The sequence below is a fragment of the Actinotalea alkalitolerans genome, assembly GCF_023369855.1.
In the GTDB taxonomy this organism is placed as follows: domain Bacteria; phylum Actinomycetota; class Actinomycetes; order Actinomycetales; family Cellulomonadaceae; genus Actinotalea.
Genome location: NZ_JAMBPP010000007.1, coordinates 111486 through 138088, shown reverse-complemented (window position 1 = coordinate 138088; position 26603 = coordinate 111486). Strand labels below are relative to the sequence as shown.

Annotated in this window: 20 protein-coding genes; 6 read left to right on the top strand and 14 right to left on the bottom strand. The window is 73.2% G+C overall.

The genetic code is table 11. The features are described from left to right. The first annotated feature begins 1 nt into the window (after nucleotide 1). On the top strand, nucleotides 2-976 hold the full coding sequence (locus M1R94_RS10525) for an alpha/beta hydrolase (RefSeq protein WP_249381647.1): 975 nt from the start codon (nucleotides 2-4) through the stop codon (nucleotides 974-976). Between the two features lie 7 nt (nucleotides 977-983). Here the strand turns inward: M1R94_RS10525 and M1R94_RS10520 are convergent, their stop codons facing one another. Together M1R94_RS10520 and M1R94_RS10515 are read right to left on the bottom strand one after the other, a co-directional pair. Further along, on the bottom strand, nucleotides 984-2135 hold the full coding sequence (locus M1R94_RS10520) for a hypothetical protein (RefSeq protein ID WP_249381646.1): 1152 nt from the start codon (nucleotides 2133-2135) through the stop codon (nucleotides 984-986). A gap of 270 nt (nucleotides 2136-2405) precedes the next feature. Further along, complete coding sequence (locus tag M1R94_RS10515) at nucleotides 2406-5303, bottom strand: FAD-binding and (Fe-S)-binding domain-containing protein (protein ID WP_249381764.1); 2898 nt, start codon at nucleotides 5301-5303, stop codon at nucleotides 2406-2408. A gap of 266 nt (nucleotides 5304-5569) precedes the next feature. On the opposite strand from M1R94_RS10515, the gene M1R94_RS10510 reads away from it, so the two are divergent. Then, nucleotides 5570-6769 carry a zinc-dependent alcohol dehydrogenase gene (locus M1R94_RS10510; protein WP_249381645.1) on the top strand — a complete coding sequence of 400 codons (1200 nt, stop codon included), beginning with the start codon at nucleotides 5570-5572 and terminating at the stop codon, nucleotides 6767-6769. A gap of 102 nt (nucleotides 6770-6871) precedes the next feature. Here M1R94_RS10510 and M1R94_RS10505 read toward each other — a convergent pair whose 3' ends face one another. Further along, nucleotides 6872-7312: an OsmC family peroxiredoxin gene (locus tag M1R94_RS10505; RefSeq protein WP_249381644.1), complete on the bottom strand. Its 441-nt coding sequence runs from the start codon at nucleotides 7310-7312 to the stop codon at nucleotides 6872-6874. A 110-nt stretch (nucleotides 7313-7422) separates the two neighbouring features. Between M1R94_RS10505 and M1R94_RS10500 the strand changes: the two genes are divergently transcribed. After that, a complete protein-coding gene (locus tag M1R94_RS10500) occupies nucleotides 7423-7998 on the top strand; it encodes a protein-L-isoaspartate O-methyltransferase family protein (RefSeq protein ID WP_249381643.1) in 576 nt (191 codons plus the stop codon). Nucleotides 7999-8031: 33 nt separating this feature from the next. Here the strand turns inward: M1R94_RS10500 and M1R94_RS10495 are convergent, their stop codons facing one another. Next, a complete protein-coding gene (locus tag M1R94_RS10495; RefSeq protein ID WP_249381642.1) occupies nucleotides 8032-9048 on the bottom strand; it encodes a DUF368 domain-containing protein in 1017 nt (338 codons plus the stop codon). A 96-nt stretch (nucleotides 9049-9144) separates the two neighbouring features. Next, on the bottom strand, nucleotides 9145-11895 hold the full coding sequence (ppdK, locus tag M1R94_RS10490) for a pyruvate, phosphate dikinase (protein ID WP_249381641.1): 2751 nt from the start codon (nucleotides 11893-11895) through the stop codon (nucleotides 9145-9147). A 147-nt stretch (nucleotides 11896-12042) separates the two neighbouring features. On the opposite strand from ppdK, the gene M1R94_RS10485 reads away from it, so the two are divergent. Both M1R94_RS10485 and M1R94_RS10480 read left to right on the top strand, forming a co-directional pair. Beyond that, nucleotides 12043-14838, top strand: coding sequence for a sodium-translocating pyrophosphatase (locus M1R94_RS10485; protein ID WP_249381640.1), 2796 nt, complete (start codon nucleotides 12043-12045; stop codon nucleotides 14836-14838). Further along, nucleotides 14835-15884, top strand: coding sequence for a glycosyltransferase family 1 protein (locus tag M1R94_RS10480; protein ID WP_249381639.1), 1050 nt, complete (start codon nucleotides 14835-14837; stop codon nucleotides 15882-15884). Before M1R94_RS10485 ends, M1R94_RS10480 begins: the two co-directional genes overlap by 4 nt. A 47-nt stretch (nucleotides 15885-15931) precedes the next feature. Here M1R94_RS10480 and M1R94_RS10475 read toward each other — a convergent pair whose 3' ends face one another. The 9 genes from M1R94_RS10475 to M1R94_RS10435 all read right to left on the bottom strand — a co-directional run bounded on the left by M1R94_RS10475 (nucleotide 15932) and on the right by M1R94_RS10435 (nucleotide 26036). Continuing rightward, nucleotides 15932-16792: an SDR family NAD(P)-dependent oxidoreductase gene (locus M1R94_RS10475; protein WP_249381638.1), complete on the bottom strand. Its 861-nt coding sequence runs from the start codon at nucleotides 16790-16792 to the stop codon at nucleotides 15932-15934. Between the two features lie 14 nt (nucleotides 16793-16806). Further along, complete coding sequence (locus M1R94_RS10470) at nucleotides 16807-17358, bottom strand: GNAT family N-acetyltransferase (protein WP_249381637.1); 552 nt, start codon at nucleotides 17356-17358, stop codon at nucleotides 16807-16809. 58 nt (nucleotides 17359-17416) lie between these two features. Continuing rightward, nucleotides 17417-17605, bottom strand: a complete 189-nt coding sequence (locus M1R94_RS10465; RefSeq protein WP_249381636.1) for a hypothetical protein — start codon at nucleotides 17603-17605, stop codon at nucleotides 17417-17419. Then, the gene (locus tag M1R94_RS10460) at nucleotides 17602-20361 is read right to left on the bottom strand and encodes an FtsX-like permease family protein (RefSeq protein WP_249381635.1); all 2760 of its coding nucleotides are present in this window, start codon (nucleotides 20359-20361) and stop codon (nucleotides 17602-17604) included. Before M1R94_RS10460 ends, M1R94_RS10465 begins: the two co-directional genes overlap by 4 nt. A gap of 29 nt (nucleotides 20362-20390) precedes the next feature. Continuing rightward, a complete protein-coding gene (locus M1R94_RS10455) occupies nucleotides 20391-21125 on the bottom strand; it encodes an ABC transporter ATP-binding protein (protein WP_249381634.1) in 735 nt (244 codons plus the stop codon). Continuing rightward, on the bottom strand, nucleotides 21122-21856 hold the full coding sequence (locus M1R94_RS10450; RefSeq protein ID WP_249381633.1) for a PadR family transcriptional regulator: 735 nt from the start codon (nucleotides 21854-21856) through the stop codon (nucleotides 21122-21124). Before M1R94_RS10450 ends, M1R94_RS10455 begins: the two co-directional genes overlap by 4 nt. Before the next feature lie 94 nt (nucleotides 21857-21950). Further along, a complete protein-coding gene (locus M1R94_RS10445; RefSeq protein WP_249381632.1) occupies nucleotides 21951-23591 on the bottom strand; it encodes a chromosome partitioning protein in 1641 nt (546 codons plus the stop codon). A gap of 362 nt (nucleotides 23592-23953) precedes the next feature. Further along, complete coding sequence (locus tag M1R94_RS10440; protein ID WP_249381631.1) at nucleotides 23954-25450, bottom strand: hypothetical protein; 1497 nt, start codon at nucleotides 25448-25450, stop codon at nucleotides 23954-23956. Nucleotides 25451-25487: 37 nt separating this feature from the next. Then, nucleotides 25488-26036: an RNA polymerase sigma factor gene (locus M1R94_RS10435; protein WP_249381630.1), complete on the bottom strand. Its 549-nt coding sequence runs from the start codon at nucleotides 26034-26036 to the stop codon at nucleotides 25488-25490. 162 nt (nucleotides 26037-26198) lie between these two features. On the opposite strand from M1R94_RS10435, the gene M1R94_RS10430 reads away from it, so the two are divergent. Next, a complete protein-coding gene (locus M1R94_RS10430) occupies nucleotides 26199-26444 on the top strand; it encodes a hypothetical protein (RefSeq protein ID WP_249381629.1) in 246 nt (81 codons plus the stop codon). The last annotated feature ends 159 nt before the right edge of the window (nucleotides 26445-26603 follow it).

The window sequence follows — 26603 nt, the reverse complement described above, 5'->3', positions numbered from 1 at the left end:
GATGGCCTCCTCGTCAGGATGGGTCGAGGACGTCCTGGGCCCCGACTACCAGGCCAGAACCCTCCCGCTGGGGGACGACGACGAGGGTGAGGTCTGCGCGACGCTGGTCCGCCACCACCCTCCCACCGACGAGCCGATCCGACCGGCCAGGGCCGTGCTCTACCTGCACGGCTGGAACGACTACTTCTTCCAGACCGGCACCGCCGAGCACTGGCACGGGCAGGGAGCCGCGTTCTACGCGCTGGACCTGCGCAAGTACGGGCGCAGCCTGCGACCGCACCAGACCCCCAACTACATCGACGACCTCGCGACCTACGACGAGGAGATCGGTCTCGCGGTCGCACAGATCCGACGGGACCTGGGTCGCCGTGCCCGCATCATGATCATGGCCCACTCGACCGGTGGCCTCGTCGCGGTCCTGTGGGCGCAGCGGAACCCCGGGGTCGCCTCGGGCCTGGTGCTCAACAGCCCGTGGCTCGAGCTCACCGGCTCGTCGGTGATGCGCACGCTGAGCGCCCCGGTGGTCCAGCAGCTCGCGCGCTTCCAGCCCAAGAACCCGATGCTGACGATCGATCCGGGCTTCTACACCAGGACGCTGCTGTCGAGCCACGGCGGCGAGTGGGACTACGACGAGGCCTGGCGGCCCACCCCGTTCTTCCCCATCCGTGCCGGGTGGTTGCAGGCGATCCTGGCGGGTCACGCGCAGGTCGCCAAGGGGATGGACCTGCCCATGCCGATCCTCTTCGCGGCCTCGTCCCGCAGCGTCATCTCACCCCGCTGGCGCGAGGACATGCGCGAGGCCGACGTCGTCCTGGACGTCGACCTCCTCGCCCGCCGCGCCGTCCTCCTCGGACCCGTGGTGACGGTGGTCCGGATCCGCGGCGGGCTGCACGACCTGACGTTGTCCCCCGAGCCGATCCGCTCGGCCTACTTCTCGGAGCTCACCCGCTGGACGTCGGCCTACGGGTGGGGCTGAGGCCCGCTCAGAACTGCGCGGCCTCGGCCAGGGTCGGACCGGTGATGTCCCCGAGCCGCCACACGGCCCACCCGTCGATTCCCGGGGCACCGCAAGCCGCGGCCGCAGCGCCGTCGGGGTGGGTGTGCACCGAACCGTCGGGCAGCTCGACCAGACCGCTCACGTGCAGCAGCGCCTCGAAGCACTCCCCGCGACGGCGCTGCCAGACCAGGACCGCGGGCTCGCCGATCATCCGGGCCAGGACCGCGAGCAGCGGGTCGGGCACCTGCCCCGTCGGGGGCGTCGACCGAGGCTGCTCGCGGGCCGGGACGCGCTCCTCGGGCGCGGGGCGCGCCGCGGGTGCACGCTCGGGCGCGGGGCGCGCTGCCGGGACACCGCGCTCGGGGGTCGACGGCCGGGCGGGCACCGCGAAGGTCGGGGCGACGACCGTGGGCGCGGGCCGGCTCAGGTTCGACAGGTCGGTGCGGTCGGCGGTCGGCGTCGGCCACGAGGGGCGGTCGGACCAGGGCGCGCGGGCCGTGGGGCGCGGCGCGGACGGGGGTGGCGGGGTCGAGTGGACCAGACGCAGGTTGAAGGGCTCGACGGCGGCGCGCGCCGGGTGGTGCGCGGTCAGCGGTGTGACGTCCAGGACACGTCCACCGTCGGGTCCGGGGACCAGGGCGACCTGGAGCACCTCGACCTGCCAACCCGCCTGGAGCAGGAACTCGACGGCGTCCTGGGCGGAGGACGCCACCCCCGAGCACACCAGCAGCAGGCGTGACCCGCCGCGCACCGCGGGCGAGAGCAGCGAGGAGGCCGGGACGGTTGCGCGGAAGGCCGCCAGGTGGTCGGCGAAGGCCTCGGGACCACCCTGGTAGGCGTGGGCGAGGTCGCGGGCGCTGAGACGAGCAGCACGACCGGCATGGCGCAGCGCCCGGCTGAGGGCGGCCTCGTCGAGCAGACCCACCACCTCGACCACCACCGGCTGGCCCGAGGCGTCGACCGCGAGCAGGTGCGGCTCGTCCTCGGTGCCCCGACGGCCGCGCAGCGGCAGCAGCTGCTCCCCGAGGAGTGAGTCGAGGTGGTGGCCCATGTCGTCGGACGCAGCGGGGCGAGGGGCTGCGGGGCGGGTGGGCCGGGAGGACGCCCCGGGAGTGTCGGTCGCCGACATCATCAGCATGCGTCTCCCTCCCCAGCGCGCCCCGGTCGGCCCACAGCAGAGACTAGGCGCTCGGCGCCCTCGGCGATATGCCCCATTCGAGGGAAGTTGTCACCCCCGCGAACGGGTGAATTCACCCGATACCGCTCGCGCGCCGGATTCCCGCCCGCGCTGGGAGCGGTTTCGGGGAAACCGCTCCCCCACCGCGGGAGGCGATGTGAGCAAGATCACACCCCGATGGAGCAGCGAACGGCGTGCCGACGCGACACCTCGCCCGCCGAGGGCCCCGGCTCAGGGCTCCAGATGGGCGGCCAGGAGCTGCGCGAGGTGCGTCCCGGGCTCCTGCGCGAGCTGATCGGCCTGGGTCCGGCACGAGAAGCCGTCAGCCAGCAGCACGGTCCCGGGAGCCGCCTCCCGCAGGGCCGGGAGCAGAGCGTGCTCGGCCACCGCGACCGAGGTCTCGTAGTGGCCCTTCTCCATGCCGAAGTTGCCCGCGAGACCGCAGCACCCCGCGAGCGAGGTCACCTGCGCACCAGCCGCTCGCAGCAGCTCCAGGTCCGCCTGGTAACCCATCACCGAGTGGTGGTGGCAGTGCGGCTGGGCCAGCACCGTCACGCCGTCCAGGCTCGGCGGCTCCCACCCCTCGGGACCCAGCGGTGCCGGTGCGGTCAGCAGCTCCGCGAGGGTGCGCGTGGCGTGGGACACGGCCACCGCCCGCGGGTCGTCGGGCAGCAGGTCGAGCAGGTCCGAGCGCAGCACGGCGGTGCAGGACGGCTCGACGCCGATGATCGGGATGCCGTTGACCGCGTAAGGGCCGAGCACCCCCAGGAGCTGGGTCAGCCGCTTGCGCGCCCCGTCGAGCTGCCCGGTGCTGATCCAGGTCAGGCCGCAGCACGCGGGCTCGTCCGGGACGATCACCTCGTAGCCGGCGTCGCGCAGCACCTCGATCATCGCGCGCGGCACGTCAGGGTCGAAGGCGTCGCTGAACGAGTCGGTCCACAGCACGACCCGCCGAGCCGGGTCGACCCCGCCCGTCGCGTGCGAGCCGACCCTCGCCGAGACCTCACCCAGCCCCTGCGTGCTGTGCGTCGCTCCGCGCTCCCCCTGACCCTTCCACCACGTGCGGAAGGGTGTGGTCGCGAACGCCGGGATGCTCCGCCGGGTGTCCATCCCCCCCACGCTCAGGACGAGTCTGGCCAGCGGACGCACGCCGAGCACGGCGTTGAGCAGTCGCGGCGCGATCCCGGCCAGACGTGCCCACCGAGGGAGCCAGCCCAGCGCGTAGTGGTTCATCGGACGCAGCCGGCCCTTGTACGTGCGGTGCAGCACCTCGGCCTTGTACTGCGCCATGTCCACACCCGCCGGGCAGTCGCTCGAGCACGCCTTGCAGCTCAGGCACAGGTCCAGCACCTCGTGCACCTCGGCCGAGCGCCAGCCGCCCTGCACGAGGGTGCCGTTGGCCATCTCCTGCAGCACCCGGGCACGACCACGGGTCGAGTCCTTCTCGTCGCGCGTCGCCAGGTAGGAGGGGCACATGAAGCCACCCGACGGACCGGAGTCCGCCCGGCACTTGCCGACACCCACGCACCGGTGCACCGCGGTCGTGAGGTCGCCGCCGTCGTGCGGGAAGGCGAAGCCCGTGGACCGGGCCAGGGGCAGCGCGTGCGGACGTCGCAGGTCGGCGTCCAGCGGACGTGGCCGCACCAGGATGCCGGGGTTGAGCACGTCCTGCGGGTCGAAGAGGTCCTTCACCGCACCGAAGAGGTCGATGACCTCCGGGGAGTACATGATCGACAGCAGCTCGCTGCGGGCCCGGCCGTCGCCGTGCTCCCCCGAGAGCGACCCGCCGTGCGAGGCGACCAGATGGGCGGCCTCGGTCATGAAGCGACGGAAGCCCGCGACGTCGTCGGCCCGCTCGAGCGGGATGCCGATGCGGACGTGGATGCAGCCGTCGCCGAAGTGCCCGTAGGGCAGACCGTCGACCCCGTGGTCGAGCATCAGCCGCTCGAAGTCGCGCAGGTAGGCCCCCAGCCGCTCAGGAGGCACCGCGGCGTCCTCCCACCCGGGCCAGGCCTGCGAGCCGTCGGGGGTGCGACCGGCGAGCCCCGCACCGTCCGCGCGGATCTGCCACATGGACGAGGCCTCGGCGCCGGGCGGGATCACCCGTGCCGAGGAGGTCCCGGCGTCGGCGGCCATGGCGGCGGCGCGCTCGAGGGCCTCCTCGCGGGTGGCACCACCCATCTCGACCATGAGCCACCCGGCGCCCGGCGGCAGCTCGGGGACGTGTGCCTCGCCGCGGTGGCGTCGCACGACGTCGACGAGCCGGGCGTCCAGCCCCTCGATGGCCAACGGGGAGTGGGTCAGCAGCGCCGGCACGGCGTCGGCCGCGCTCGGCATGTCGGGGTACCCGAGCACCACGAGCACCGCGGCGTCGGCGATCGGGACGAGGTTGACCGTCGCGCCCAGCACCGTGACGAGCGTGCCCTCGGTGCCGACCAGCATCTTGGCCAGGTCGCCCTCGCGCTCGGGCAGCAGGTGCTCCAGCGAGTAGCCCGAGACCTGGCGACCGAACCGGCCCAGGTCGGTGCGCAGCGTCCCCAGGTTCGCCGCCACCAGCTCCTCCAGGCCCGGCACGGCGTCCAGCGACCCCGGCCCGCGCCCTGCGGTGAAGCGACGGCCGAGACCGTCCACGACGTCCAGGGCGAGAACGTTGTCCGAGGTGCGCCCGTAGGCGACGGCGTGCGGCCCGCAGGCGTTGTTGCCGATCATCCCGCCCAGGGTCGCCCGGTTCTGGGTCGAGGGGTCGGGGCCGAAACGCAGCCCGTACGGCCGGGCCGCGGCCTGGAGGTCGCTCATCACCACACCGGGCTGGACCACGGCGCTGCGCGCCTCGGGGTCGATCTCCCCGATCGCCCGCAGGTGCACCGAGGTGTCGACCACGATGCCCGGCCCGACGGCGTTGCCGGCCACCGAGGTGCCGCCACCGCGCATCGTCAGCGGTGTGCTCGTCGCGCGGGCCACGTCGACCACCGCGAGGACGTCCTCGAGGTCCCGCGGGAAGACCACCACCTGGGGCACCACGCGGTAGTTGGAGGCATCCGTCGTGTACTCGGCACGCCGCCGCGTCGAGGCGTCGACCTCGCCGCCCACGGCAGCCCGCAGCAGGTGGAGCAGGTCGGCGGCCGTCACGTCCGGGCGGGTCGCCGTGCTGCCGGTCGTGGCGTGCGGGAGCGGGGGGGTCGACACGGCGTCGATCCTGCCACGCAGCACCCCGGCGCGAGGAGGACGTCCGCCTCACAGCGCGAGCCGAGGGCTGCACCCCTGCTCCCGGCAGGCACCGCTCCCGCCGCCCAGGGTGCGTGGCAGCGGCTTCGGGGTGAGCCTGGGAGCAGGCCCGCGCACCGGGCGGGAGGCACCCTGCGCTCACCTGTGGGCGCGACCGAGAAGGAGAGAGCATGCGTGCACTGACCTGGCAGGGCAACGAGTCGTTGAGCGTCGAGACCGTCCCGGACCCCCGGATCCAGCACCCGACGGACGCCGTGGTCCGGGTGACCTCGACCGCCGTGTGCGGCTCGGACCTGCACCTGTACTCGACCCTGGGGATGTTCCTCGACCGGGGCGACGTGCTGGGTCACGAGGCCATGGGCTACGTCGAGGCGGTGGGTTCGGAGGTGACGCGGGTCAGGCCCGGTGACCGCGTGGTCGTCCCCTTCGTCATCGCCTGCGGCGCGTGCTACCAGTGCACCCGGGGGCTGCCCACCCAGTGCGAGACCACCCAGGTCCGTGAGCACCACAAGGGGGCGAGCCTGTTCGGCTACACCAAGCTCTACGGCCAGGTCCCCGGTGGCCAGGCCCAGTACCTGCGGGTGCCGCACGCCCAGTACGGACTGGTCGTGGTGCCCGACGACGGCTCCCCCGACGAGCGCTACCTCTACCTCTCGGACGTGCTGCCCACGGCCTGGCAGGGCGTCGAGTACGCGCAGGTGCCCCCCGACGGCACGGTCGTCGTGCTCGGGCTCGGACCGGTCGGCCAGATGTGCGCCCGGGTCGCCGCCCACCGCGGGGCCGGTCGGGTGATCGGCGTGGACCTGGTCACCGAGCGCCTCGCGATGGCACGTCGCCACGGCGTCGAGACCCTGGACCTGAACGACCACGACGACCTCGCGGCCTCGATCCGCGACCTGACCGACGGCCGGGGGCCGGACTCGGTGATCGACGCCGTCGGGATGGAGGCGCACGGCTCGCCCGTGGGGAAGGTCGTGCACACGCTCACGTCGTTCCTGCCCGACGGCGCGGCACGCGCGATGATGGACCGGGCCGGCATCGACCGGCTCGCGGCCCTGCACAGCGCGATCGAGATCGTCGGGCGGGGTGGCACCGTCTCGCTGTCCGGGGTGTACGGCGGCTCGGCCGACCCGATGCCCATGATGGCGCTCTTCGACAAGCAGGTGACGGTCCGGATGGGACAGGCGAACGTGCAGCACTGGGTCCCGCAGATCCAGCCCCTGGTCGAGCGCGACGACGACCCGTTGGGTGTGCTGGACCTGCGCACCCACCGGGCGTCGCTCGAGGACGGGCCTGCCCTGTACGAGACGTTCCAGAAGAAGCAGGACGGCTGCATCAAGGTCGTCCTGGACCCGACGCCGGTCGCCTAGGGACCGACGGTGCGCCCCCGCCGCAGGACGGCGAACGGCCCGGCTGGTCCTGGTGGACCGGCCGGGCCGGGGCGGGGCCGGGGTGCGCCGGCCGCCGTGCGCTCAGCCGAGCAGCGTGGCCTCGACGGAGATCGAGGTGCCGGTCAGCGCCTTGCTCACCGGGCAGGTCGCCTTGGCGTCCTGCGCGACCTGCTCGAAGGCGGCCGCGTCCAGCCCCTCGACCTCGGCCCGCACGGTCAGCACGATCTCGGTGATGTGGAAGCCGCCCGCCGGGTCGGGGGCAAGGGAGACGTCGGCCCCGACCTCGAGGCTGAGCGGGTTGCCACCGGCCTGACCGATCAACGCCGAGAGCTGCATCGCGTAGCACGAGGAGTGCGCCGCCGCGATGAGCTCCTCGGGGCTCGTGGTGCCGTCGGCGTCGTCGGCGGCCCGCTTGGGGAAGGAGACGTCGAACGTGCCGACCTGGGAGCTGCTCAGCTCGACCTGCCCGCCACCCTGCTCCAGGGTGCCGTTCCAGGCGGTGCGTGCGGTGCGCGTGGGCATGAGGTGCCTCCGTGTGCTCGGGTGTCACGTCGTGCGCGGCGGCGGGTGCCGCGACGCCGTCGTCGACGCTATCCCGGAGCCGTCCCGCAGGCATCCGGGTGGTGGTCCCGATGAGACGCAACGATCGTGTCGACCAGGCGTTCGAGGCGCACCCCCGGACCGGCTTCCTGCCCGCGGCGCTGCGGGCCGAGGCCGGCGCCGACCGACCGTTGCCGATCGGCGGCGGGCAGACCAGCTCGCAGCCGCGCACCGTCGCCGCCATGCTCCGCCTGCTCGAGGTGCCGCCCGGGGCGCGGGTGCTCGACGTGGGCGCCGGCTCGGGCTGGACGACGGCGCTGCTGGGGCACCTCGTCGGACCACAGGGTGTCGTCGTCGGTGTCGAGCTCGATCCTGACCTCGCCGCCTGGGGAGCGCTGAACGTCTCGGCCGCAGGTCAGCCCTGGACGAGCCTGCTGCCGGCCGAGCCCGGCGTCCTCGGTCGGCCCGACGAGGCGCCCTTCGACCGGGTGCTCGTCTCGGCGGAGGCTCGCGAGCTGCCGCAGGCCCTGGTCCGCCAGCTCACCCCGGTGGGGCGCATGGTGATCCCGGTGCGACGCGAGATGCTGCTCGTCGAGCGCACCGGACCAGCCGATGACGACCTGCGCGTCACCGGGCACGGGTCGTACCGCTTCGTGCCGCTCCGCTGACCTGCGCGACGGGTGCCGGTGCCCGGACGGGCCTCAGTCCACGTCCAGCACGTCCGCGACGTGAGCGGCCCGGGTCTCGTGACGCCGGGCGACCCGTCCCTCGGCCCACACCAGACCCAGCACGACGACGAGCCCGACGACGAACAGCACCAGCACCGACGGCAGGGCCCCGCCCGGGGCGAGCAGCTCACGGTCGTCCCCCTGCCAGGGCCACAGCGCGCGCAACGAGCCGGCCATCAGGCCGGTCATGACGACCAGGGTGATGCGGTGCCGGTGCTCGAGGAGCCACTGGAGTCCGGTCACGAACGCCCCCAGACCGACGATCGCCCCCAGGACGAAGACCCCGAGGTAGACCAGGTCACGGTCGTTGACCGCGGCGAGCGTCGGCTCGTAGAGCCCGAAGGTGAGCAGCAGGAACGAGCCCGAGACACCGGGCAGCACCAGCGCGCACACCGCGAAGGCCGCCGCGAGCGCGACCACCGGCAGGGTCGGCTCCTGGTCGGCGGCCGGGGGGATCCCGGTGAGGAAGAACGCCAGTGCCGCGGCCGCGAGACCGACCAGGACCTCGCTGCCCCGCCAGCGCCCGCCGACCATCCGAGCGGGGACCACGAGCGAGGCGACGATCAGCCCGGCGAACAGCGCGCGGGACTGGACCGGGTACTCCTCGAGCAACGGCTCCAGGAGGGAGGCGCCCACGATCACCGCGGTGAACATGCCCAGCAGGATGGGGATCAGCGCACCCCAGCGCACCTGGCGCAGGTGGTGGGCCGACCGGGCCCCGCCCCGGCGTCGCAGCAGGTCGGCGACCCCGCCGACGACGCCGCGCACCAGGTGCCCGGCCGAGCGGATGATGGTCTCGTAGACGCCGACGATCAGCGCGATGGTCCCCCCGCTGACGCCGGGGACGACCTCCGCCGCACCGATCAGCGCACCGCGGACGACCAGCCCGAGGCGCTCGCCCCAGGTGCGGTCGGGGGCGTGGTGCACGCTCACCACGGGGCTGGCGCCCTGGGTCGGACCGGACTGCTCGGGAGGGGTCTGCTCTGGCACGGGCCGAGCGTACCCGCGGCCGGCCCTGCGCGACCGCGGCCCGGGCCGGCGCGGGTGACGCGCCGGTCCGGGCCGCAGGCCCTGTGCCGGGAAGGGTCAGCGGGAGTCGCTGGCTCCCGCGGCGACCGCCGCCCGCCCTGCTTCGAGGCGGGCGATCGGGACCCGGAACGGCGAGCAGGACACGTAGTCCAGGCCCACCGCGTCGAAGAAGTGCACCGACTCGGGGTCACCACCGTGCTCGCCGCACACCCCGATGGTCAGGTCGGGTCGCGCACTGCGACCCTCCTCGACCGCGATGCGCACCAGCCGGCCCACACCGTTGGTGTCGATCGTCTCGAACGGGGAGACGTTGAGCACGCCCCGTTCGGTGTACTCGGGGAAGAACGCGCTCTCGACGTCGTCCCGCGAGAAGCCCCACGTGGTCTGGGTCAGGTCGTTGGTGCCGAAGGAGAAGAACTCCGCGGCCCCTGCGATCCGGTCGGCGGTCAGCGCCGCCCGGGGCAGCTCGATCATCGCGCCGATCGGGATGTGCAGCGCCACGTCCTGCGCGCGGGCGACCTCGGCGAGGATCCGCTCGGCCTCGTCGCGCACCAGGTGCAGCTCCATGACCGAGGCCACGAGCGGCACCATGATCTCGGGGCGGGGGTCGGCGCCGTCCTGCACCCGCTGCGCCGCGGCCTCGGCGATCGCCCGGATCTGCAGGGCGAACAGGCCCGGGACCACGAGCCCCAGGCGCACCCCCCGCAGGCCCAGCATCGGGTTGGACTCGTGCATGCGGCGCACCGCGGCGAGCAGCGCGACGTCCCGTGCCCGTTCGGCCGCGGCGTCGTCGTCGTCGGGCAGTCCCTCGCGCTCAGCCTGCTCGGCCGCGAGGGCGACCTTGACCGAGAGCTCGGTGAGGTCCGGCAGGAACTCGTGCAGGGGCGGGTCGATCAGCCGGATCGTGCACGGCAGCCCGTCCATCTGCTCGAGGATGTCGGTGAAGTCGGCCCGTTGCAGCGGCAGCAGGGCGTCCAGCGCCGCCTGACGCTCGGCGTCCTGCGTGGCCAGGATCAGCCGCTCGATGAGCACCCGACGCTCACCGAGGAACATGTGCTCGGTGCGGCACAGCCCGATGCCCTGTGCGCCCCACGTGCGGGCGCGCCGCGCGTCGGGGGCAGTGTCGGCGTTGGCGTGCACGTGCAGACGGCGCACGCTGTCCGCATGGGTGAGGATCCGGTCGACCGCGCTGACCAGCTCGGCGGTCTCGCCGTCCTCCTGCGGAAGGTGGGCGAGCGCCGCCTCGAGGCCCTCCTCGAGGTAGTCCACGACGGGCGAGGGCACCACGGGCACCGAGCCGAGGAAGATCTCCCCGCTCGAGCCGTCGATCGCGATGACCTCACCCTCGTGGACCACGCGGGTCCCGACGGTCATCGTGCGGGCCACCGAGTCGACCACGAGGGCGTCGGCCCCGACCACGCACGTGGTCCCCATGCCGCGCGCCACGACGGCGGCGTGCGAGGTCTTGCCACCGCGCGAGGTCAGCACGCCGACCGCCGCGATCATGCCGCCCAGGTCGTCGGGGTTGGTCTCGCGGCGGACCAGGATCACGTCCTTGCCCTGCGCGGCCCACTCCTGGGCGGTCGCCGAGTCGAAGACGGCCTGCCCCACGGCCGCGCCGGGCGACGCGGACATGCCCGTGGCCAGCAGGGTGCGCTCGGCCTCGCTGTCGAACTGGGGGAACATCAGCTTGCTGAGCTGTGCGCCGGTCACCCGGTCGAGGGCCTCGTCCAGGGTGATCAGGTGCTCGTCAACCAGCTGGGTCGCGATCCGGAAGGCCGCCCCGGCGGTGCGCTTGCCCACCCGGGTCTGCAGCATCCACAGCTTGCCCCGCTCGACCGTGAACTCGATGTCGCACAGGTCCCGGTAGTGCGTCTCGAGCCGGCGCATCGCCTGACGCAGCTCGGCGTAGGAGGTCGGGTCGAGCTGCTCGAAGTCGGCCAGGGTCAGGGTGTTGCGGATCCCCGCGACGACGTCCTCGCCCTGCGCGTTGGGCAGGTAGTCGCCGTAGTCGCCGGTACGCCCGGTGGACGGGTCGCGGGTGAAGCACACGCCGGTGCCGGACGTCGGGCCGAGGTTGCCGAACACCATGGTGACCACGTTGACCGCGGTGCCCAGGTCGTGCGGGATGCGCTCGCGCCGGCGGTAGAGCCTGGCGCGGTCGGTGTTCCAGGAGTTGAAGACCGCGGTGATCGCCAGGTCGAGCTGCTCGCGCGGGTGTTGGGGGAAGTCACGCCCGGACTGCTCGCGCACGATCGCCTTGAACTGGGTGACCAGCTCCTGCAGGTCGGAGGCCGAGAGCTCGGTGTCGGCGGCGACGCCGCGGTCGGTCTTCATCGCGTCGAGCGCGTGCGCGAAGCGGTCGCCGTCGATGTCCAGGACGGTCTTGCCGAACATCTGGATGAGCCGCCGGTAGGAGTCCCACGCGAAGCGCTCGTCGTCGGAGAACTTGGCCAGGCCGAGCACCGAGGCGTCGTTGAGCCCGATGTTCAGGACCGTCTCCATCATGCCGGGCATCGAGAACTTCGCCCCCGACCGCACCGAGACTAGCAGCGGGTCGTGGAAGTCACCGAGGCTGCGGCCCAGGGAGTCCTCCAGACGGCGCACGGCCATCGTCACCTCGACACGCAGCTCAGGCGGCAGCTCACCGTTCGCCATGTAGGCCCGGCAGGCCTCCGTGGTGATGATGAAGCCCGGTGGCACCGGTAGACCCAGCCGGGTCATCTCGGCCAGGTTCGCACCCTTGCCACCGAGCAGGTCCTTCTGGTCCTTGTTGCCTTCGCTGAAGTCGCGGACGTAGCGAGCCATGAGCGCGCCTCTCTGCGCGGGACGCCTGCCCCGTTGCAGGCCGTCGGGTGCTTCCACTGTGCTCCAGCAGTCAAGAGGGCACGGGGGACCTAGGACCCTGCGCCGGAAGTCCCATCTTCGCCTCTGGTAGCGGTCATAGCGTGGTCAATGTGCGACACCGACGGGTCGGTGGACCGGGACCCATGGTTGGCCCGTCGGGACTTCTGCGAGAGGTACGACATGCTCCACGACGCCGTGGCGAGCCGGCTGGCCGTCCAGGGACACCCCTCGACAGAACGCCCCCGGGGCGCACCCACCGGGACCTCGCAGCAACCCCCACCCCGCACCCGCCGTCGTGCCGGCCTCGCCGGGCTGTCCGCGCTCGCGGCCCTGGGCCTGGCGGGGTGCGCCTCGTCGGAGGGCACGCAGGAGCAGGCGGTCCACGGCGGTGAGGTGAGCCTGGTCCTGCCCGACCTCGCGCAGGTGAGCGTGCTCGGTGGCGCGTCGGGTCGCAGCCTGCTGCTGATCGGCCTGGTCGTCTGCCTGATCGGTCTGGGGTTCGGCATGGTCGCCTACCTCCAGCTGCGGCAGATGCCCGTGCACACCTCGATGCGCGAGGTGTCCGAGCTGATCTACTCGACCTGCAAGGCGTACCTCATCCAGCAGGGCAGGTTCCTGCTGGTCCTGTGGGGCTTCATCGCCGCCGTGATCGTCGTGTACTACGGCGTCCTGGTGGGCCTGCCCTGGGGCCGGGTCGCCGTGGTCATCTCCTTCAGCCTGATCGGCATGGCCGGCTCTTACGCCGTCGCGTGGTTCGGCATCCGGGTCAACACCTTCGCCAACTCCCGCACCGCCTTCGCCTCGCTGGCCGGCAAGCCCTTGCCCGTGCACCGCATCCCGATGAAGTCGGGCATGTCCATCGGCATGGTCCTGATCAGCCTCGAGCTGCTCATCATGCTCGTGATCCTGCTCTTCCTGCCGCGCGACATCGCGGGCGCCTGCTTCATCGGCTTCGCGATCGGCGAGTCCCTGGGTGCTGCGGCGCTGCGCATCGCCGGTGGCATCTTCACCAAGATCGCGGACATCGGCTCCGACCTCATGAAGATCGCCTTCAAGATCAAGGAGGACGACGCCCGCAACCCCGGCGTCATCGCCGACTGCACCGGGGACAACGCGGGCGACTCGGTCGGCCCGAGCGCGGACGGCTTCGAGACCTACGGCGTGACCGGTGTCGCACTGGTGACGTTCATCCTGCTCGGCGTCCAGGACCCGGTGGTCCAGGCGAGCCTGCTGGTGTGGCTCTTCGTGATCCGCGCGGTCATGGTCATCGCCTCGGGACTGTCCTACCTCGCGAACGACGCGTGGACCCGGCGCCGCTACGCCACGGCCGACCGGATGAACTTCGAGACCCCGCTCACCTCGCTGGTCTGGGTCACCTCGGTGGTCTCGATCGCCGCGACCTTCGTGACCACCTGGGCGGTGCTCGGCGAGAGCCTGGCCGCCAACGGCATCTGGTGGAAGCTCGCCGCGATCATCTCCCTGGGCACCCTGGCGGGCGCCCTCATCCCCGAGCTGGTCAAGGCCTTCACCTCGACCAACAGCAGGCACGTCCAGGAGGTCGTCAAGAGCTCCCGCCAGGGCGGTGCCTCGCTCAACATCCTGTCCGGCCTGGTCGCAGGCAACTTCGCCGCGTACTGGCTGGGCATGGCCGTCGTCGGGCTGATGGGCGGCGCCTTCCTGGTGAGCAACCAGGGCCTGGACGCCCTCATGCTCGCCCCTGCGGTCTTCGCCTTCGGGCTGGTCGCCTTCGGCTTCCTGAGCATGGGGCCGGTGACCATCGCGGTCGACTCCTACGGGCCGGTCACCGACAACGCGCAGAGCGTGTACGAGCTGTCCCAGATCGAGGAGATCGCCGACATCGACGCCGAGCTCGCCCGCGAGCACGGCGTGACGGCCCAGTGGGACAAGGCCAAGCAGATGCTCGAGGAGAACGACGGCGCGGGCAACACCTTCAAGGCCACCGCCAAGCCCGTGCTCATCGGCACGGCCGTGGTGGGCGCCACCACGATGATCTTCTCGATCATCATGCTGCTCACCGACAGCCTCACCACCGGCATGGAGAACCTGTCCATGCTGCACCCGCCCTTCCTGCTCGGGCTGGTCACCGGTGGCGCGATCATCTACTGGTTCACCGGTGCCTCGATCCAGGCCGTGACCACCGGCGCCTACCGCGCGGTGCAGTTCATCAAGGCCACGATCAAGCTGGACGGCACGACCAAGGCCAGCGAGGCCGACTCGCGGCGCGTGGTCGAGATCTGCACCCAGTACGCCCAGAAGGGCATGCTCAACATGTTCCTCGGGGTCTTCTTCGCGACCCTGGCCTTCGCCTTCGTCGAGCCGTACTTCTTCATCGGCTACCTCATCTCGATCGCCGTGTTCGGCCTGTACCAGGCGAACTTCATGGCCAACGCCGGTGGGGCGTGGGACAACGCCAAGAAGATCGTCGAGGTCGACCTGCACGCCAAGGGCACCGCGCTGCACGAGGCGACCATCGTCGGCGACACCGTGGGCGACCCGTACAAGGACACGTCCTCGGTGGCCCTCAACCCGGTGATCAAGTTCACCACCCTGTTCGGGCTGCTCGCGGTCGAGCTCGCGGTGAGCCTCGAGGCCCAGGGCCGGCACTCGCTGGTGCTCTCCCTCGCGGCGGCCTTCTTCCTGGTGACCACCTTCTTCGTGCACCGGTCGTTCTACGGGATGCGGATCAACGAGAACCTCGCCGACGACGGTGACGACCCGGCCGAGCTCGACGCCCCCGACGACACCGACGACGGCCTGGCCACCCGCGGCCGCCCGGAGGGGCTCATGGGCTCCGACGCCGGTGCCGCGGTCCCCGGGGCGCGAGCCCCGGGCGACTCCCACTCGGAGCAGCTCGCGGGCTCGGGAGCCGGTGAGTCACGATGAAGGTCGCGATCAGCTACTCCGACGCGCTCGTCGACCCGGACGGGCACGTCGCAGGTCATGACGCGGGTGCCACCCTGGTGCGCCGGCTGCTGCGGATCTTCCCCGGGTCCCGGTTGATCGGGCCGGGACCGCGTCGATACCCCGACCTCGAGGTCATCCCGCTGGAGTTCCTCGACGGGACCGACACCGTGGTCATCACCATGGACGTCCTGGACTCGGTGAGCGTGTGGCAGACGCTCCGGGCGACCTGCGACGAGCCGCAGGTGATGAACTTCGTCTGGTGGAGCACGTCGCAGTACACCCACAAGGTGCAGCGCAGCGCGCTCGCGCTGTCCTGCGCCCTGTTCCCCACTTTCGCGAACTCCGAGCGCACCGCCAACGAGGTACGGGAGATCGTCTCGGCGGGGACCATCCCGCCGCTCGCCGAGGCGGCCAAGATCGCCTGGGTGAACCTGGGCATCCGCCTCGAGCACCTCCAGCCCCGCCAGGAGCCGTCCGTCCCGGTGGTGCTCTACCCGGCGATCTACCTCTCCGAGCGCAAGCAGCCGCAGGTCTTCCTCGACGTCGTGGAGCGCGTCGCCAAGCGCACCCCGATCATGGTCGAGGCACGGCTCCACGAGTCGCACCTGATCTCCGAGCAGGCCATGCGGCTGTCCCGCCGGGACTGGGCCTGGGTGGGACCCCTCACGGCCAGCCGGGACGACTACTGGCACGCCCTGGCGCGCACCACGGCGTTCCTGGCCACGGCGACCGAGGAGTCCTACGGGCTGGAGTACATCGAGGCGCTCGTCGCAGGTGCGGTGGGGGTGTTCCCCGACCGCCCGTGGGTGCACGCGATCCTGCCGTCCGGCTACCCGTTCGTGTACCGCACCCCCGCCGAGGCCGAGGAGATGCTGCTGCGTGCGGTGACCGACACCGCTGCCTGCCGGGCCGAGATCGACCGGGCCGCAGGGGGCAGCTTCGCCGAGTGGCTGCGCGCGCGCCACGACGACGACCAGTTCGCGACGGCGATCACCGCACGCGTCGCGCAGTGGTTCGGCAGCTGACCGGACCGGACCCGGTCGGGGCTCGGTCGGGGCTCGGTGCGGACCGGTCAGCCCAGCGGGTCGCCGGGTCCGTAGGGGGTGAGCCGCAGCGTGCGCGCGTCGGTGCGGACGATCTCCTCGGCGTGGGCCAGGAGGTCCTCGACCGAGTCGGCACCGGCCCGCACGAACCTCCCCGAGAGGGCATCCAGACGCCCTGAGGCCAGGGCGAGCAGCAGGTCCACCACGACCTGCGGGGGCGTCCAGTCGGTGCGTTCCTCGTGGGCCGGCATGCCGCCGGTCATGTCGGTGGCCACGACCCCCGGCGCCAGGTCGAAGATGCGCACCCCCTGGTCACCGTGCTGGGCGTGCACCAGGGTCGTGAGCCGTGCCAGCGCACCCTTGCTGATGCCGTACCCCGTGTACGCGGGCGACGGCCGGTGACCCGCACCGCTGTTGATGTTGACGACCCGGCCCGAACCACGGGAGATCATCGCCGGGAGCACCGCATGGGTGACCTGCACCGGCCCGCGCACGTTGGTCTCGACCACGCGCCACACGTCCTGCACGTCGTCCTGCGCGAACGGGACCTCGCGCTGCTCGATCACCCCGGCGTTGTTGACCAGCAGACCGATGCCACCCAGGTCCTGCTCGAGCCGGCGCACCGCTGCGACGACGAGCTCGGCGTCGGTCACGTCGACCGGCACGACGACGACCCTGGGCGGCTCGACCCCCGCGTCGCGCGCCTGGTCGACGACCTCGCCCGCGACCACCTCGAGGTGCTCGAGGGTGCGACCCACCAGACCGAGGTCGTACCCGGCGCCGGCCAGACCCAGGGCCAGAGCGCGTCCGATACCTCGACCGGCACCCGTGACCACGGCCGTCCTGGGCGCCTGGGCAGGGTTGCTCGGGAGGGTGCTCACGGTGTCCATCGGGCCATCCTGACTCACCCCGGTGCGATGTTCGACCCCACCGGCCGCGCCATCGCGAGCAGCTCGAGGTCGTCGCGGTGCGGCAGCCCGTACCGGGGGTCACCGTAGGGGAAGGGGTGCCGCTCACCGGTGAGCGTGAAGCCGCATCGCTCGTACCACGCGATCAGCTCGGTGCGCTGCGCGAGCACCGTGATCTCGACCCGTTCGGCGCCCCAGACCTCGGTGGCGTGGTCCGTCGCTGCGCCCAGCATCCACCGCCCCACACCCCCGCCCTGCCGACCGGGTCGGACGGCGAACATCCCGAGACGGGCTGTCCGTGCGCGCCGCTCGAGGTGGCAGCACGCGACCAGACCCGCAGACGGCGGCCCGTCCTCGGCGAGCAGCACCACCCCGGCCGGATCGCGGACCAGGTCACGCACCATCTCCACGTCAGTACGCTGCCCGCCCAGCAGGTCCGCCTCGGTGGTCCATCCCTGACGGCTCTCCTCGCCGCGATAGGCGGAGTCGACCAGGGCCACCACCGCCCCGGCATCAGCGTCCGCGGCGATCCGCACGGTCAACGTCATGCCCCCAGTGTGCCCGCGACCCGTCCGGGAGGGCGTCCCCCGGACGGCGGCCACGGCGTCATACCTGCGGACGGGCCCGCCGCACCCGTCGTCGGCCCGCCGCGAGCGCCCTGCGATGGATCACCTCGAGGCGACGCAGCTCGCGGTCCGGGTCGAGCGGCGCCCGTCCGCCCTGGCGCGGGACCTCGCCGACCAACGGCGACGTCGCCGGAACGCTGCTCACCGCCGTGCCGGACGCCGCGCTCATGCCGAGCCCCGAAGACTCAGGGGCAACCGTGAGCGGGTCAGCAGCATCGCCGCACCGACGGCCAGGGCAGGCAGGCCGATCACCACCGATGCGACCTCGGCCCACGGCAGCACGACCTGCCACGTCGGGTCGGCGGAGAACCCCTGCCCCCTGCGGACCAGCACGAACACGGCGCCGAGCAGCAGCCCCGCGACGGCTCCGAGGACCACCCCGGTCCCGGCGATCGCCCCGGCCTGCGCACCCGCGACCGTCCGCCGGGTGCGCGGTGAGGCCCCGACCGCGGCAAGGGTCGCGAGGTCTGCCCTCGACTCGGCGGCCGCCAGGCCGACGGCGATCCAGGTCGCGGCGAGCCCCAGGACGACCGCCACAGCGACCACCACGAGCATCGTGACGTCCTGACCGGTCACCCACGGGCTCTCGACCTCGACGCCGCTCGCGACCGGACCGATCGCGTCAGCCACCGCCTGGGTGGCGGCCTCGAGCGTGTCCCGGGCCAGCGGCTCCGTGGTGGTCCCGACCACCCCGGCCTCGACCGGCACGAGGTCGAGGGTCTCGAGCCGCTCCCACGCGCCCATCGGCAGCACCACGCCGTAGAGCGAGCCACGGGCTCCCACGACGTGACCGGGCAGGACCAGCTCCTCCTCGTGCGGATCGCCCGAGCCGTCCATGTCGTAGACCGAGAAGGTGAGGTGCACGGTGCCGTCGGCCCACAGCGCCGCCGCGTCGTTGACCAGCACCGCACCCCCTGCGAGCGCCGCGGCGGCCTCCCCTGCCTCCGGCAGGCCGAGGGTCCGCACCACGGTCCCGTCGTCGACGAGCACGCTGCCGAACCCCACCGAGTACGGGTTGGAGGAGAGCACCGACCCACCGGGCTCGCAGCGCGGGTCGTCCTGCGCGTCCGCGAGCTCCTGCTGGGTGGCCTGCCGCTCGAGGAGCCACACCGGGCACATGGCCTCGACCGGGCGCTCGGCCCACACGCTGAGGCTCATGGACGCAGGATCGGGCTCGGCGACGGTCAGGATCCGCACCACGGCCGAGGTGGCGAGCGGCGCGACGTCCTCGAAGGCTGCCCCGGCCCGTGCGACGAGCCCGGCCCGGTCGACGTCGTCGAGCTCATCGGGGTGCACCGCGATGTGCACGGTGCCCTCCGCCGCGATCGGTGCCCAGGTCAGCCGGTCGTGGTGGTCGCTCGAGGTCAGGAACACCAGGCCGGCGGTCGCCCCGGCGACCGCCGCGATGACCGCGGCGACCGCGGGTGCTGTCCGACCCCGCTGCCGTGCGGTGTCCCGCAGGGCGAACCTCAGGGCGGTGGGCGCCCACCGTGCGACCCGGCCGAGCAGCGTGACCACGGCACCCGAGGTCGCGACCATCCCGACGAGCAGCAGCAGGACTCCGGCGACCGCGAAGCCGGACTGCGCGCGCAGGGCACCTGAGACGGCCGCGGCCGTGCCGATGCCGAGCAGCACGAGGCCCACGACGGGGACCCCGTGGTGCGGTGCGGCCTCGGCCCGCCGTCCGCTGAGCGCCGCGACGACGTCGACCCGGCACGCCCGGTGCGCGGGGAGCCAGGCCGCGGCCGCGGCGATCCCGGTGCCGAGGGCGATCAGCCCGAGGATCTCCAGCCAGGGCACCACGAGGTTGGGGAACGCGCCCGCGCCGACCGGGAGCCACGTCACCAGGGCCGCTCCTGCACCGACCCCCAGGACGGCGGCCACGACCGACGCGCCCAGCCCGATGACGACCCCGTTCCACAGCACGAGTCGCCGCAGGTCTCGACGGTCCCCGCCGTGCGCCGCGAGCAGTGCGAGCTCGCGCGAGGAGCGCCGTGCCCCCACGGCGAAGGCGGGGCCCACGATCAGCACCGCCTCGAGCAGACCCGCGCCCACCACTGCCGCCACGAGCAGGGCCGTCCGCGCCGAGGTGCCTCCCTGCACGAGCTCGCCGTCCGTGTGCAGCGGCATCGCTGAGCGCGGCGGAGGGTCGGCGAGCACAGCACGACTGCGGACCAGCAGGCCCAGGTCGTTCAGGGCGACCACGTGGTCCCAGGTGACGGGATCCGTTCCGGTCACCCACCACTCGACACCCCACTGGGCAGCCAGCGGGGCGAGATCGACGTCCTGCGCGGCCGTGGGCAGCAGCGTGCCGGGCAGCGCGAGCACATCGGGACCCTCGACGAAGGGATGCAGCATCCCGGTGACCCGGACCCGCTGCTCGGGCTCACCAACCGCCCGCAGCCCGAGCTCCTCACCCACTCCGACACCGAGGTCCTCGGCGAGCCAGGAGCTGATCAGCACCTCACCGGCCCGCGCCGGGAGGTCACCCACGACCGGCTCGAAGACCCCGCCGACCGGACCGAGCAGGTCGACCTCGCCGTACCCGGCCCGGCTCGACCGGTCCGTCGTGGTGAGAAGGGCCCGTCGCCCGTCGAGGCGGACGAGCCCTGCGTCGTCACCCAGGACGGCCCGGACGTCGTCCTCGATCTCCGCGAGCGTCGGGTCCTGGACCCGCGACTCGTCGTAGGAGCACCCGACGCTCTGACGCACGTCCTGCACGATCGCGGCCGGGCAGTGGTAGCTGAGCCGGGCCTGCGTAACCTCCCCCACCATGAGCCGGGTGAACAGCGCGTCTCCGGGCGTCGAAGAACGAAGCAGCACCACGATGACGACCGCCGCGAGCACCGGCAGGCCCACCATGACGGCGATCAGGGCCGTCCGCCCCCTGGACCGTGCCGCGTCGCGCCGTGCGATGCGGAGCACGGCTCTCCACGGTGCCGCTCCGCGGCTCATCACGCCGGATCGAGGGTGAGCAGCGCCTCGACGTCGGGCCGCGGACCGGTGGAGTCCACCACGACACCGTCACGCAGGAACACCGTGCGGTCGGCCCAGGCCGCGAACCGAGCCTCGTGCGTGACCAGCAGCCCGGCAGCGCCGGCGTCGACGCGGGCGCGGAGCACACGCATGACGTCCTCCCCGGTCACCGAGTCGAGCGCCCCGGTGGGCTCGTCGGCAAGGACCAGCCGACGAGGCCCGACCAGCGCCCGGGCGATCGCCACCCGCTGCTGCTGCCCGCCCGAGAGCTCGTCGGGGAAACGGTCGGCGAGCTCGGCGATCCCCACGTCGGCCAGGGCCGCGAGCGCCTCGACACGTGCCGGGCGGGTCGAGACCCCGTCGAGCTCGCGGGGGAGCGAGACGTTCTCCGCGGCCGTGAGCGCGGGGATCAGGTTGAAGTCCTGGAAGACGTATCCGACGCTGCGACGACGCAGCCGGGCCCGCGCCTTGAGGTCCAGCCCGGACAGCTGCGCGTCAGCCAGGCTCACGGTCCCCGAGGTCGGGCTGTCCAGCCCACCGGCGATGTTCAGCAGGGTGGACTTGCCCGAGCCCGACGGGCCCATCACGGCGACGAGCTCGCCGACCCGGACCTCGAGGTCGACGCTGCGCAGCGCATGCACGGTCAGCTCGCCATGGCCGTGGGTGCGGGTGACCTGGGCGAGCCGCAGGAGCACCGGTCCGAGCGTGGTCACCGGTCGGCCCCCGACGCACTCGCGGCGCCAGGTACGCCCAGCCGACCCGGGGGCGCGGCGTCGGTGGGCGGTACGGCCGGTACCGCAGCGCTGCCGAGCGTCGCGGCCTCGTGGGAGGCCCGGGCCAACCGGGCCTCGACGTGGTCGAGCCACCGGATCTCGGCCTCCGCCCCGAAGATCAGGCTGTCCAGGACGAGGGACCAGGCGAGGTCCGCGCGGGCGTCCGCGACGGGTGTGTCGACCGGACCCACGTCCCCGGCCTGACCGCCCCCCGCCAGCGCTGCGCGGCGGTGGTCGGGGGTGACCTTGAGGCGGGTGAAGTCGCGCAGCGAGCGCAGCGTCTCGGTGCGCTGACGCTGGATCACCCCTCGCACGTCGACCCCCGGTGAGGTGACCGCCAGAGCGAGCTTGATCGCGAGCTCGTCGCGCGCCGGGGCACCCCGCTCGACCGGGGTCGCCCACCACGACGTCGCGGCCGCCCGACCGGCGTCGGTCAGCCGGAAGCGCTCGAACGGTGCGTCGTCCTCGGACGCATCGTCGGTCGACCCGGTCCCCCCCTGCGGGACCGGCTCGACCAGGCCGTCACGGACGAGACGGTGGACCGTGGTGTAGACCTGACCGATGTTGAGCGGCCAGGTCCCCCCGGTGCGGCGCTCGAACTCCTGACGCAGCTGATAGCCGTGCATCGGCTGCTCGGCGAGCAGCGCCACCAGTCCGTTGCGTACCGACATGCGCGCCCCCTGCGCTTGTTACCGGGTAACCATGGACGAGGTTACCCGGTAAGCACAGGGAGTCAAGGACCGTCGGGGTGTCGGGCGCGCAGACTCAGAGCCCTTCGGCGACCGCCGCAGTCACGTGCAGCCAGGCCTCCCGGGTCGAGGGGGCCAGCGCCTCGACGTCGAGCGGCCCTCCGGCGACCAGGGCCGGGTCGTACGGGACGTCCTGGACCGTGCGGGTCAACCGGCCGAAGTGCTCGTGCAGCCTCGCGGTCAGCGTGTGGTCGACCCGGGGAGCAGGTGCCGAGAGCACCGTCACCGCCCGGCTGACCGCCTCGCCGTGCCCCATGGCCCGCAGCGCGTCGACCGCCCAGGCCGCAGACTGCGAGGTGTCCTCCCGCACGGTCGACACGATCACCAGCTGGTCGGCCGCCTCGACCGCCGCCTGCCAGTTCGAGGCACGCATGTTGTTGCCGGTGTCGATCACCATCACGCGGTAGAACCGGGCGAGCGTCCCGTGCAGCGCGGTGAACGCCTCGGCGTCGATCGACGCCGCCGAGGCGGCGTCCTCGTCGGAGGCCAGGACGTCGAACTGCGCGGACCCCTGCGCCCGCACGTAGTTGTCCAGGTCTCCGACGCGGGCCGACCCCGGGTCGGAGAACCGGTCCAGGTCCTGCAGCAGGTTCACCGCGGTGTTGTGGTGCCGCGCCTGGTGCGACCGCCAGCCCAGGGTCCCCCGGGTCTCGTTGTTGTCCCAGGCCAGGGTGTACCCACCCCGGTGGATGCCGAAGGTCGCGGCGATGAGCAACGAGGCGGTCGTCTTGTGGGCCCCGCCCTTGGGGTTGAGCACGACGATCGTCCTGGGTCCGTCGAGGCTGCGTTGCACCGTGGCGACAGCCGTGCGCCGACGCACCTCGGCGGCCCCGGGCGGCGGGGCGACCAGACCCCCGGTCAGCCTGCGCACAGTGGCCTGCCACCCGTGCTCGGCCGGACCGGTCGCCGGCTCGGGTCGTGAGGAGAGCAGGTCCGTCAGCGTGGGCAGCTCCTCCGGTGTCGGCTCTCCCACCCGGGCGTCGAGCCCACGGAACGGCGACGCGGGCTCGGTCCACCGGTACGGGGCACCCTCGCCTGCCCCCGCCCGCGAGGTGGGCGCCCAGGGCGTCGACGAGGCCCTGGGCCCTGCCACCGGGCGGGCGACCACCGGCGGGCTCTCGGGGACGTCGTCCTCGTCGGGCTCGGCCGGCAGCACCGGGGGGACAGGTGTGGAGGCCCCGGTCGGCGAGGCGGCACCGTCGACCCCGACCCGCACCGACACCGGCGCCACCGGCAGGACCCGTGGCGGCTCGGGGACCGGCGGCGGCTCGGGGAGCGGCCCGTGACCGTCGTGCCGGAACGTGGACGCCGGGTCGTCGTGCGCGGCGTCCTCGTGCGCCTCGTCGTGCGCGGCGTCCTCGTGCGCCTCGTCGTGCGCGGCGTCCTCGTGCGCCTCGTCGTGCGCCTCGTCGTGCGCGGCGTCGTCGTGCGCGTCGTCGTGGACCGGGACGCCCTGCGGTGGGGTCAGGTCCGAGGTGGCGTCGTCCGGCACGGGAACGCGCATCCGTGCGGGGCGCTCGATCGTCCGGTCCCACGGCTCCTCGGCGTAGGCGTCGGCCACGTCCTGGGCAGCGCGCTGCTGCCGAAGCTCCCGCCGGGTCGGCGGACGTGGGGGGTCGTCGCCGTCCGGCACGCCACCGACCTCTTGCTCGTCCACGCCCACACCTCCCGGGTGATCCGACCCGCACCGGTCACGTGTCGATTGCTGGCGGCCTCGAGACCCGCCCCGCGGCACCGAACCTACGCCGGTCACCGCCTCCGTGCACGGCAAGGGGCCCGGCGCGGTGCATGATCAGCCCGTCGACCTGCACCGCACCGGGCCCGGTTCGAGCCCCTGCCCCTAGTGTCTCGAGTCCGGCAGCGCCGCCGTCGGCCGCTCGACCGCTGCCCGAAGGGGGACTCGCGGCAGGCTCGCGGCGAGCGCCCTGCGGTGAAGCAGCGCCATCCGCCGCAGCTCACGCTCGAGCCGGTCCGGCTGCGCCGGGACCTCCGTGGCGCGCCCACGGACTCCTCCGGCGCTCATCGGGCGTCGGAGAAGTCGAGGTGTGCGTCCGTGACCGCGACGACCGACCAGATGCCACCCTCGGAGCTGGTCAGCTCATAGGTCGGCAGCAGCACCGCAGCACCGTCGGGCTGGGTGTGCACGGCCACACCGAGACGGGCCTGCGTGATCACCGCCTCGGTGACCGGCCACCGGAAGCTCGCCCCGGGCTGCACGGTGGGCGGGACCGTCGGCTCCTCGGGCACGGGCATCGTCTCGGACGTGCCGCGTGCGAGCACCGAACCCTCGGCGTAGGCGATCGGACCACCCTGGCCCCCGCCGAACCGCGGGTCCACGAGGCGCTCGACAGCCTCTGTCGGGCTCACCACGTCGAGATCCCCGAGCTCGACCAGAGGTGCCAGCGAACCGTAGAGGGACTGCACGCCGTCCGCGACGAGCTGCGCACTCCACTGGGCGCCCGTCCGCTGACCGTCGAGCACCTGGTACGCCGTGACGAAGGTCATCTGCGGGTCGCCGTGCTCCTCCACGACGAGCTCGAGACCACCGGCGTCGATACCCAGGGAGGCGAGCACGTCACGCAGAACGGCCTCGGCGGCCTCCCCCGTCGGCGCCGGTCCCAGGTCGCGCTCCTGGCACTCGGGCACGGGCATGACACCGATCTCGGGATCGAGCCTCATCGCCTCCTCGCTCGGGCCGCTGTCCCCTGCGGCGCCGGACTGCTGCTCGGTGTCCAGGCTCACGGCCCCGCAGGACCACGGGTCGCGCGTGGGGTCGTACATGCTCAGCGTGCCCATGCCGTCGGGCTGGAGCTGAAGGACCGGGCCGCTCCCGTCGATGGGTCCGATGGTCCAGCTGCCGTACTCCTGCCGGGGTTCGCCAGCGATCCCCAGGCTCGCGGCCGCAGCCACCAGCGTGTCGGCCGAGAAGACCGCTGTCGCGTCGTAGGCCCAGGCCGCAGCGGTGCCGCCCTGGTCCGACAGGCCCTGTGCGGTGAAGACCGTGCGCCCGAAGTACCCGGGCCAGAACATCGCCCTGTCCTCCATGGCGGCGGCGTCACCGCCCATCGGGCCCATCATCTCGGTCTGAGGGGCGCCCGGCGACGTCCCGTCGAGCAGGATCGGCCCGTCGGCCACCGGCGCGTCGGAGCTCCCGGCAGCCCCCACCGCGTAGCCCCCTCCCGCCCCGACCAGCAGGGCGGCGGCGGCGACGCCCGCGACCCGGGCCGGCCACGAGGTCCAGCGTCGGTCACGACGCTCGCGGGCCGCCGCGAGCTCGTCGGTGGTCTGCGCCCCCTCGGGCACGTCGGCCACGCCCGGGACCTCGACCACCAGGGTCTCGCCGGACGTCGCGTCGGGGGCCTCGACCCGGTCACGGACCGCCTCCCGCAGGGCACCGCTGTCGGGCGCGAGGTCGGCCGCGGGGTCGGCGGCCCGCAGCCGCACGACGGCGCCCTCGGCCGCCTGCTGGTCGCCCCCGCCGGTGGGGGGCGAACCCGCTCCGGTGTTCTCGTTCACGTCGACCTCCACAGGTCCCGACCCGCGGTGCAGGTCCTCACCGTGTCTGTGTCTGCTCGGAGGTCCGGCTTGCACCGGTGCCGGGCCGGGCGGTGGCCTGCGGCGGGTCCGCGTCGTGAGCGCTCCAGGCCGCTCGCAGCCGCGACCGCGCCCGCGACAGCGCAGCGTCGGCCCCTCCACGGGTGATCCCCAGCGCGACCGCGAGCTGGTCCCCGTCCAGACCCTCCCAGGCGTGGAGCAGGAGGATCCGCCGGTCACGCGGGCCGAGGGCGGCGAGCACCGCTCGCACCTCGTCGTCGGCCAGGGTCAGCTCCGAGGCGTCGAGGTCGTCGACCTCCTCGGGAACCTCCTCGACGGGGATCGCGCGGATCTTGCGCCGGTGGTTGGCCAGGACGAACCCGGCCGTCCGGTACAGCCAGGGCAGCTCGGCCCCGTCCGGGACGTCGTCGCGGCGGCGCCAGGCGGTCGCCAGGACGTCGGCGGCGAGGTCCTGGGCGTCGTCGATCGGCGCCCGTCGCGCGAAGTACCGGTACACGGCGGTCGAGTGCGCGCGGAACAGACCCTCGAACCAGGCGTCGTCACGCATGAGGGCTCCCAGGGTCGACGGGCTGTCTCCCAGAACTCTGTGCCATCCCTGGCACTTCTTGCAGGCGACGCGCAGGAAGTTCCCAGATGCCGGTCCGAGCACGCAGTCCTAGCCTGGGACGGCACCCCCACGCTTGGCGGTGCACAGCGAAGGAGAGGCCCGATGAGCCAGAACCCGCACGAGACCCCCGGCGTTCCCGACGCGCGAGCCGGCGACGACCGCGACCCGATGCCCTCCCCGCCCGACAGCACCCCCGACGCCCTGACCGACACCGAGGTCGACGAGGTCCGCGGCTCGAGCGACGAGCCGCAGGACGTCACCGACGTGGAGAGCGCCTACGGCCTGCAGTCCCAGGTCTCGCAGGCCGAGGGCAGCGACGACGACCCCGCGAGCTTCCTCAACATCTGATCGGGGCCGGCGGCCTGCGCACTGGTCGCAGCGCACCCGTCCGACCCCCGGACGCACGAACGGCCCCCCCCCGCGGGGGGGGGGGGGGGGGGGGGGGGGGGGGGGGGGGGGGGGCCCCCCCCACAAAGGGGGAGGGGGGGGGGGGGGGGCGCCGGGGGC

Bases quoted from the DNA above. Each gene is read 5' to 3' on its own strand.
- M1R94_RS10525 (WP_249381647.1), top strand. From the start codon at position 2: ATGGCCTCCTCGTCAGGATGGGTCGAGGACGTCCTGGGCCCCGACTAC.
- M1R94_RS10505 (WP_249381644.1), bottom strand. From the start codon at position 7,312: ATGCCCACGCGCACCGCACGCACCGCCTGGAACGGCACCCTGGAGCAG.
- M1R94_RS10475 (WP_249381638.1), bottom strand. From the start codon at position 16,792: ATGGACACCGTGAGCACCCTCCCGAGCAACCCTGCCCAGGCGCCCAGG.
- M1R94_RS10430 (WP_249381629.1), top strand. From the start codon at position 26,199: ATGAGCCAGAACCCGCACGAGACCCCCGGCGTTCCCGACGCGCGAGCC.
- M1R94_RS10450 (WP_249381633.1), bottom strand. From the start codon at position 21,856: ATGTCGGTACGCAACGGACTGGTGGCGCTGCTCGCCGAGCAGCCGATG.
- M1R94_RS10435 (WP_249381630.1), bottom strand. From the start codon at position 26,036: ATGCGTGACGACGCCTGGTTCGAGGGTCTGTTCCGCGCGCACTCGACC.
- M1R94_RS10520 (WP_249381646.1), bottom strand. From the start codon at position 2,135: ATGCTGATGATGTCGGCGACCGACACTCCCGGGGCGTCCTCCCGGCCC.
- M1R94_RS10470 (WP_249381637.1), bottom strand. From the start codon at position 17,358: ATGACGTTGACCGTGCGGATCGCCGCGGACGCTGATGCCGGGGCGGTG.
- M1R94_RS10485 (WP_249381640.1), top strand. From the start codon at position 12,043: ATGTGCGACACCGACGGGTCGGTGGACCGGGACCCATGGTTGGCCCGT.
- M1R94_RS10480 (WP_249381639.1), top strand. From the start codon at position 14,835: ATGAAGGTCGCGATCAGCTACTCCGACGCGCTCGTCGACCCGGACGGG.
- M1R94_RS10510 (WP_249381645.1), top strand. From the start codon at position 5,570: ATGCGTGCACTGACCTGGCAGGGCAACGAGTCGTTGAGCGTCGAGACC.
- M1R94_RS10465 (WP_249381636.1), bottom strand. From the start codon at position 17,605: ATGAGCGCGGCGTCCGGCACGGCGGTGAGCAGCGTTCCGGCGACGTCG.
- ppdK (WP_249381641.1), bottom strand. From the start codon at position 11,895: ATGGCTCGCTACGTCCGCGACTTCAGCGAAGGCAACAAGGACCAGAAG.
- M1R94_RS10500 (WP_249381643.1), top strand. From the start codon at position 7,423: ATGAGACGCAACGATCGTGTCGACCAGGCGTTCGAGGCGCACCCCCGG.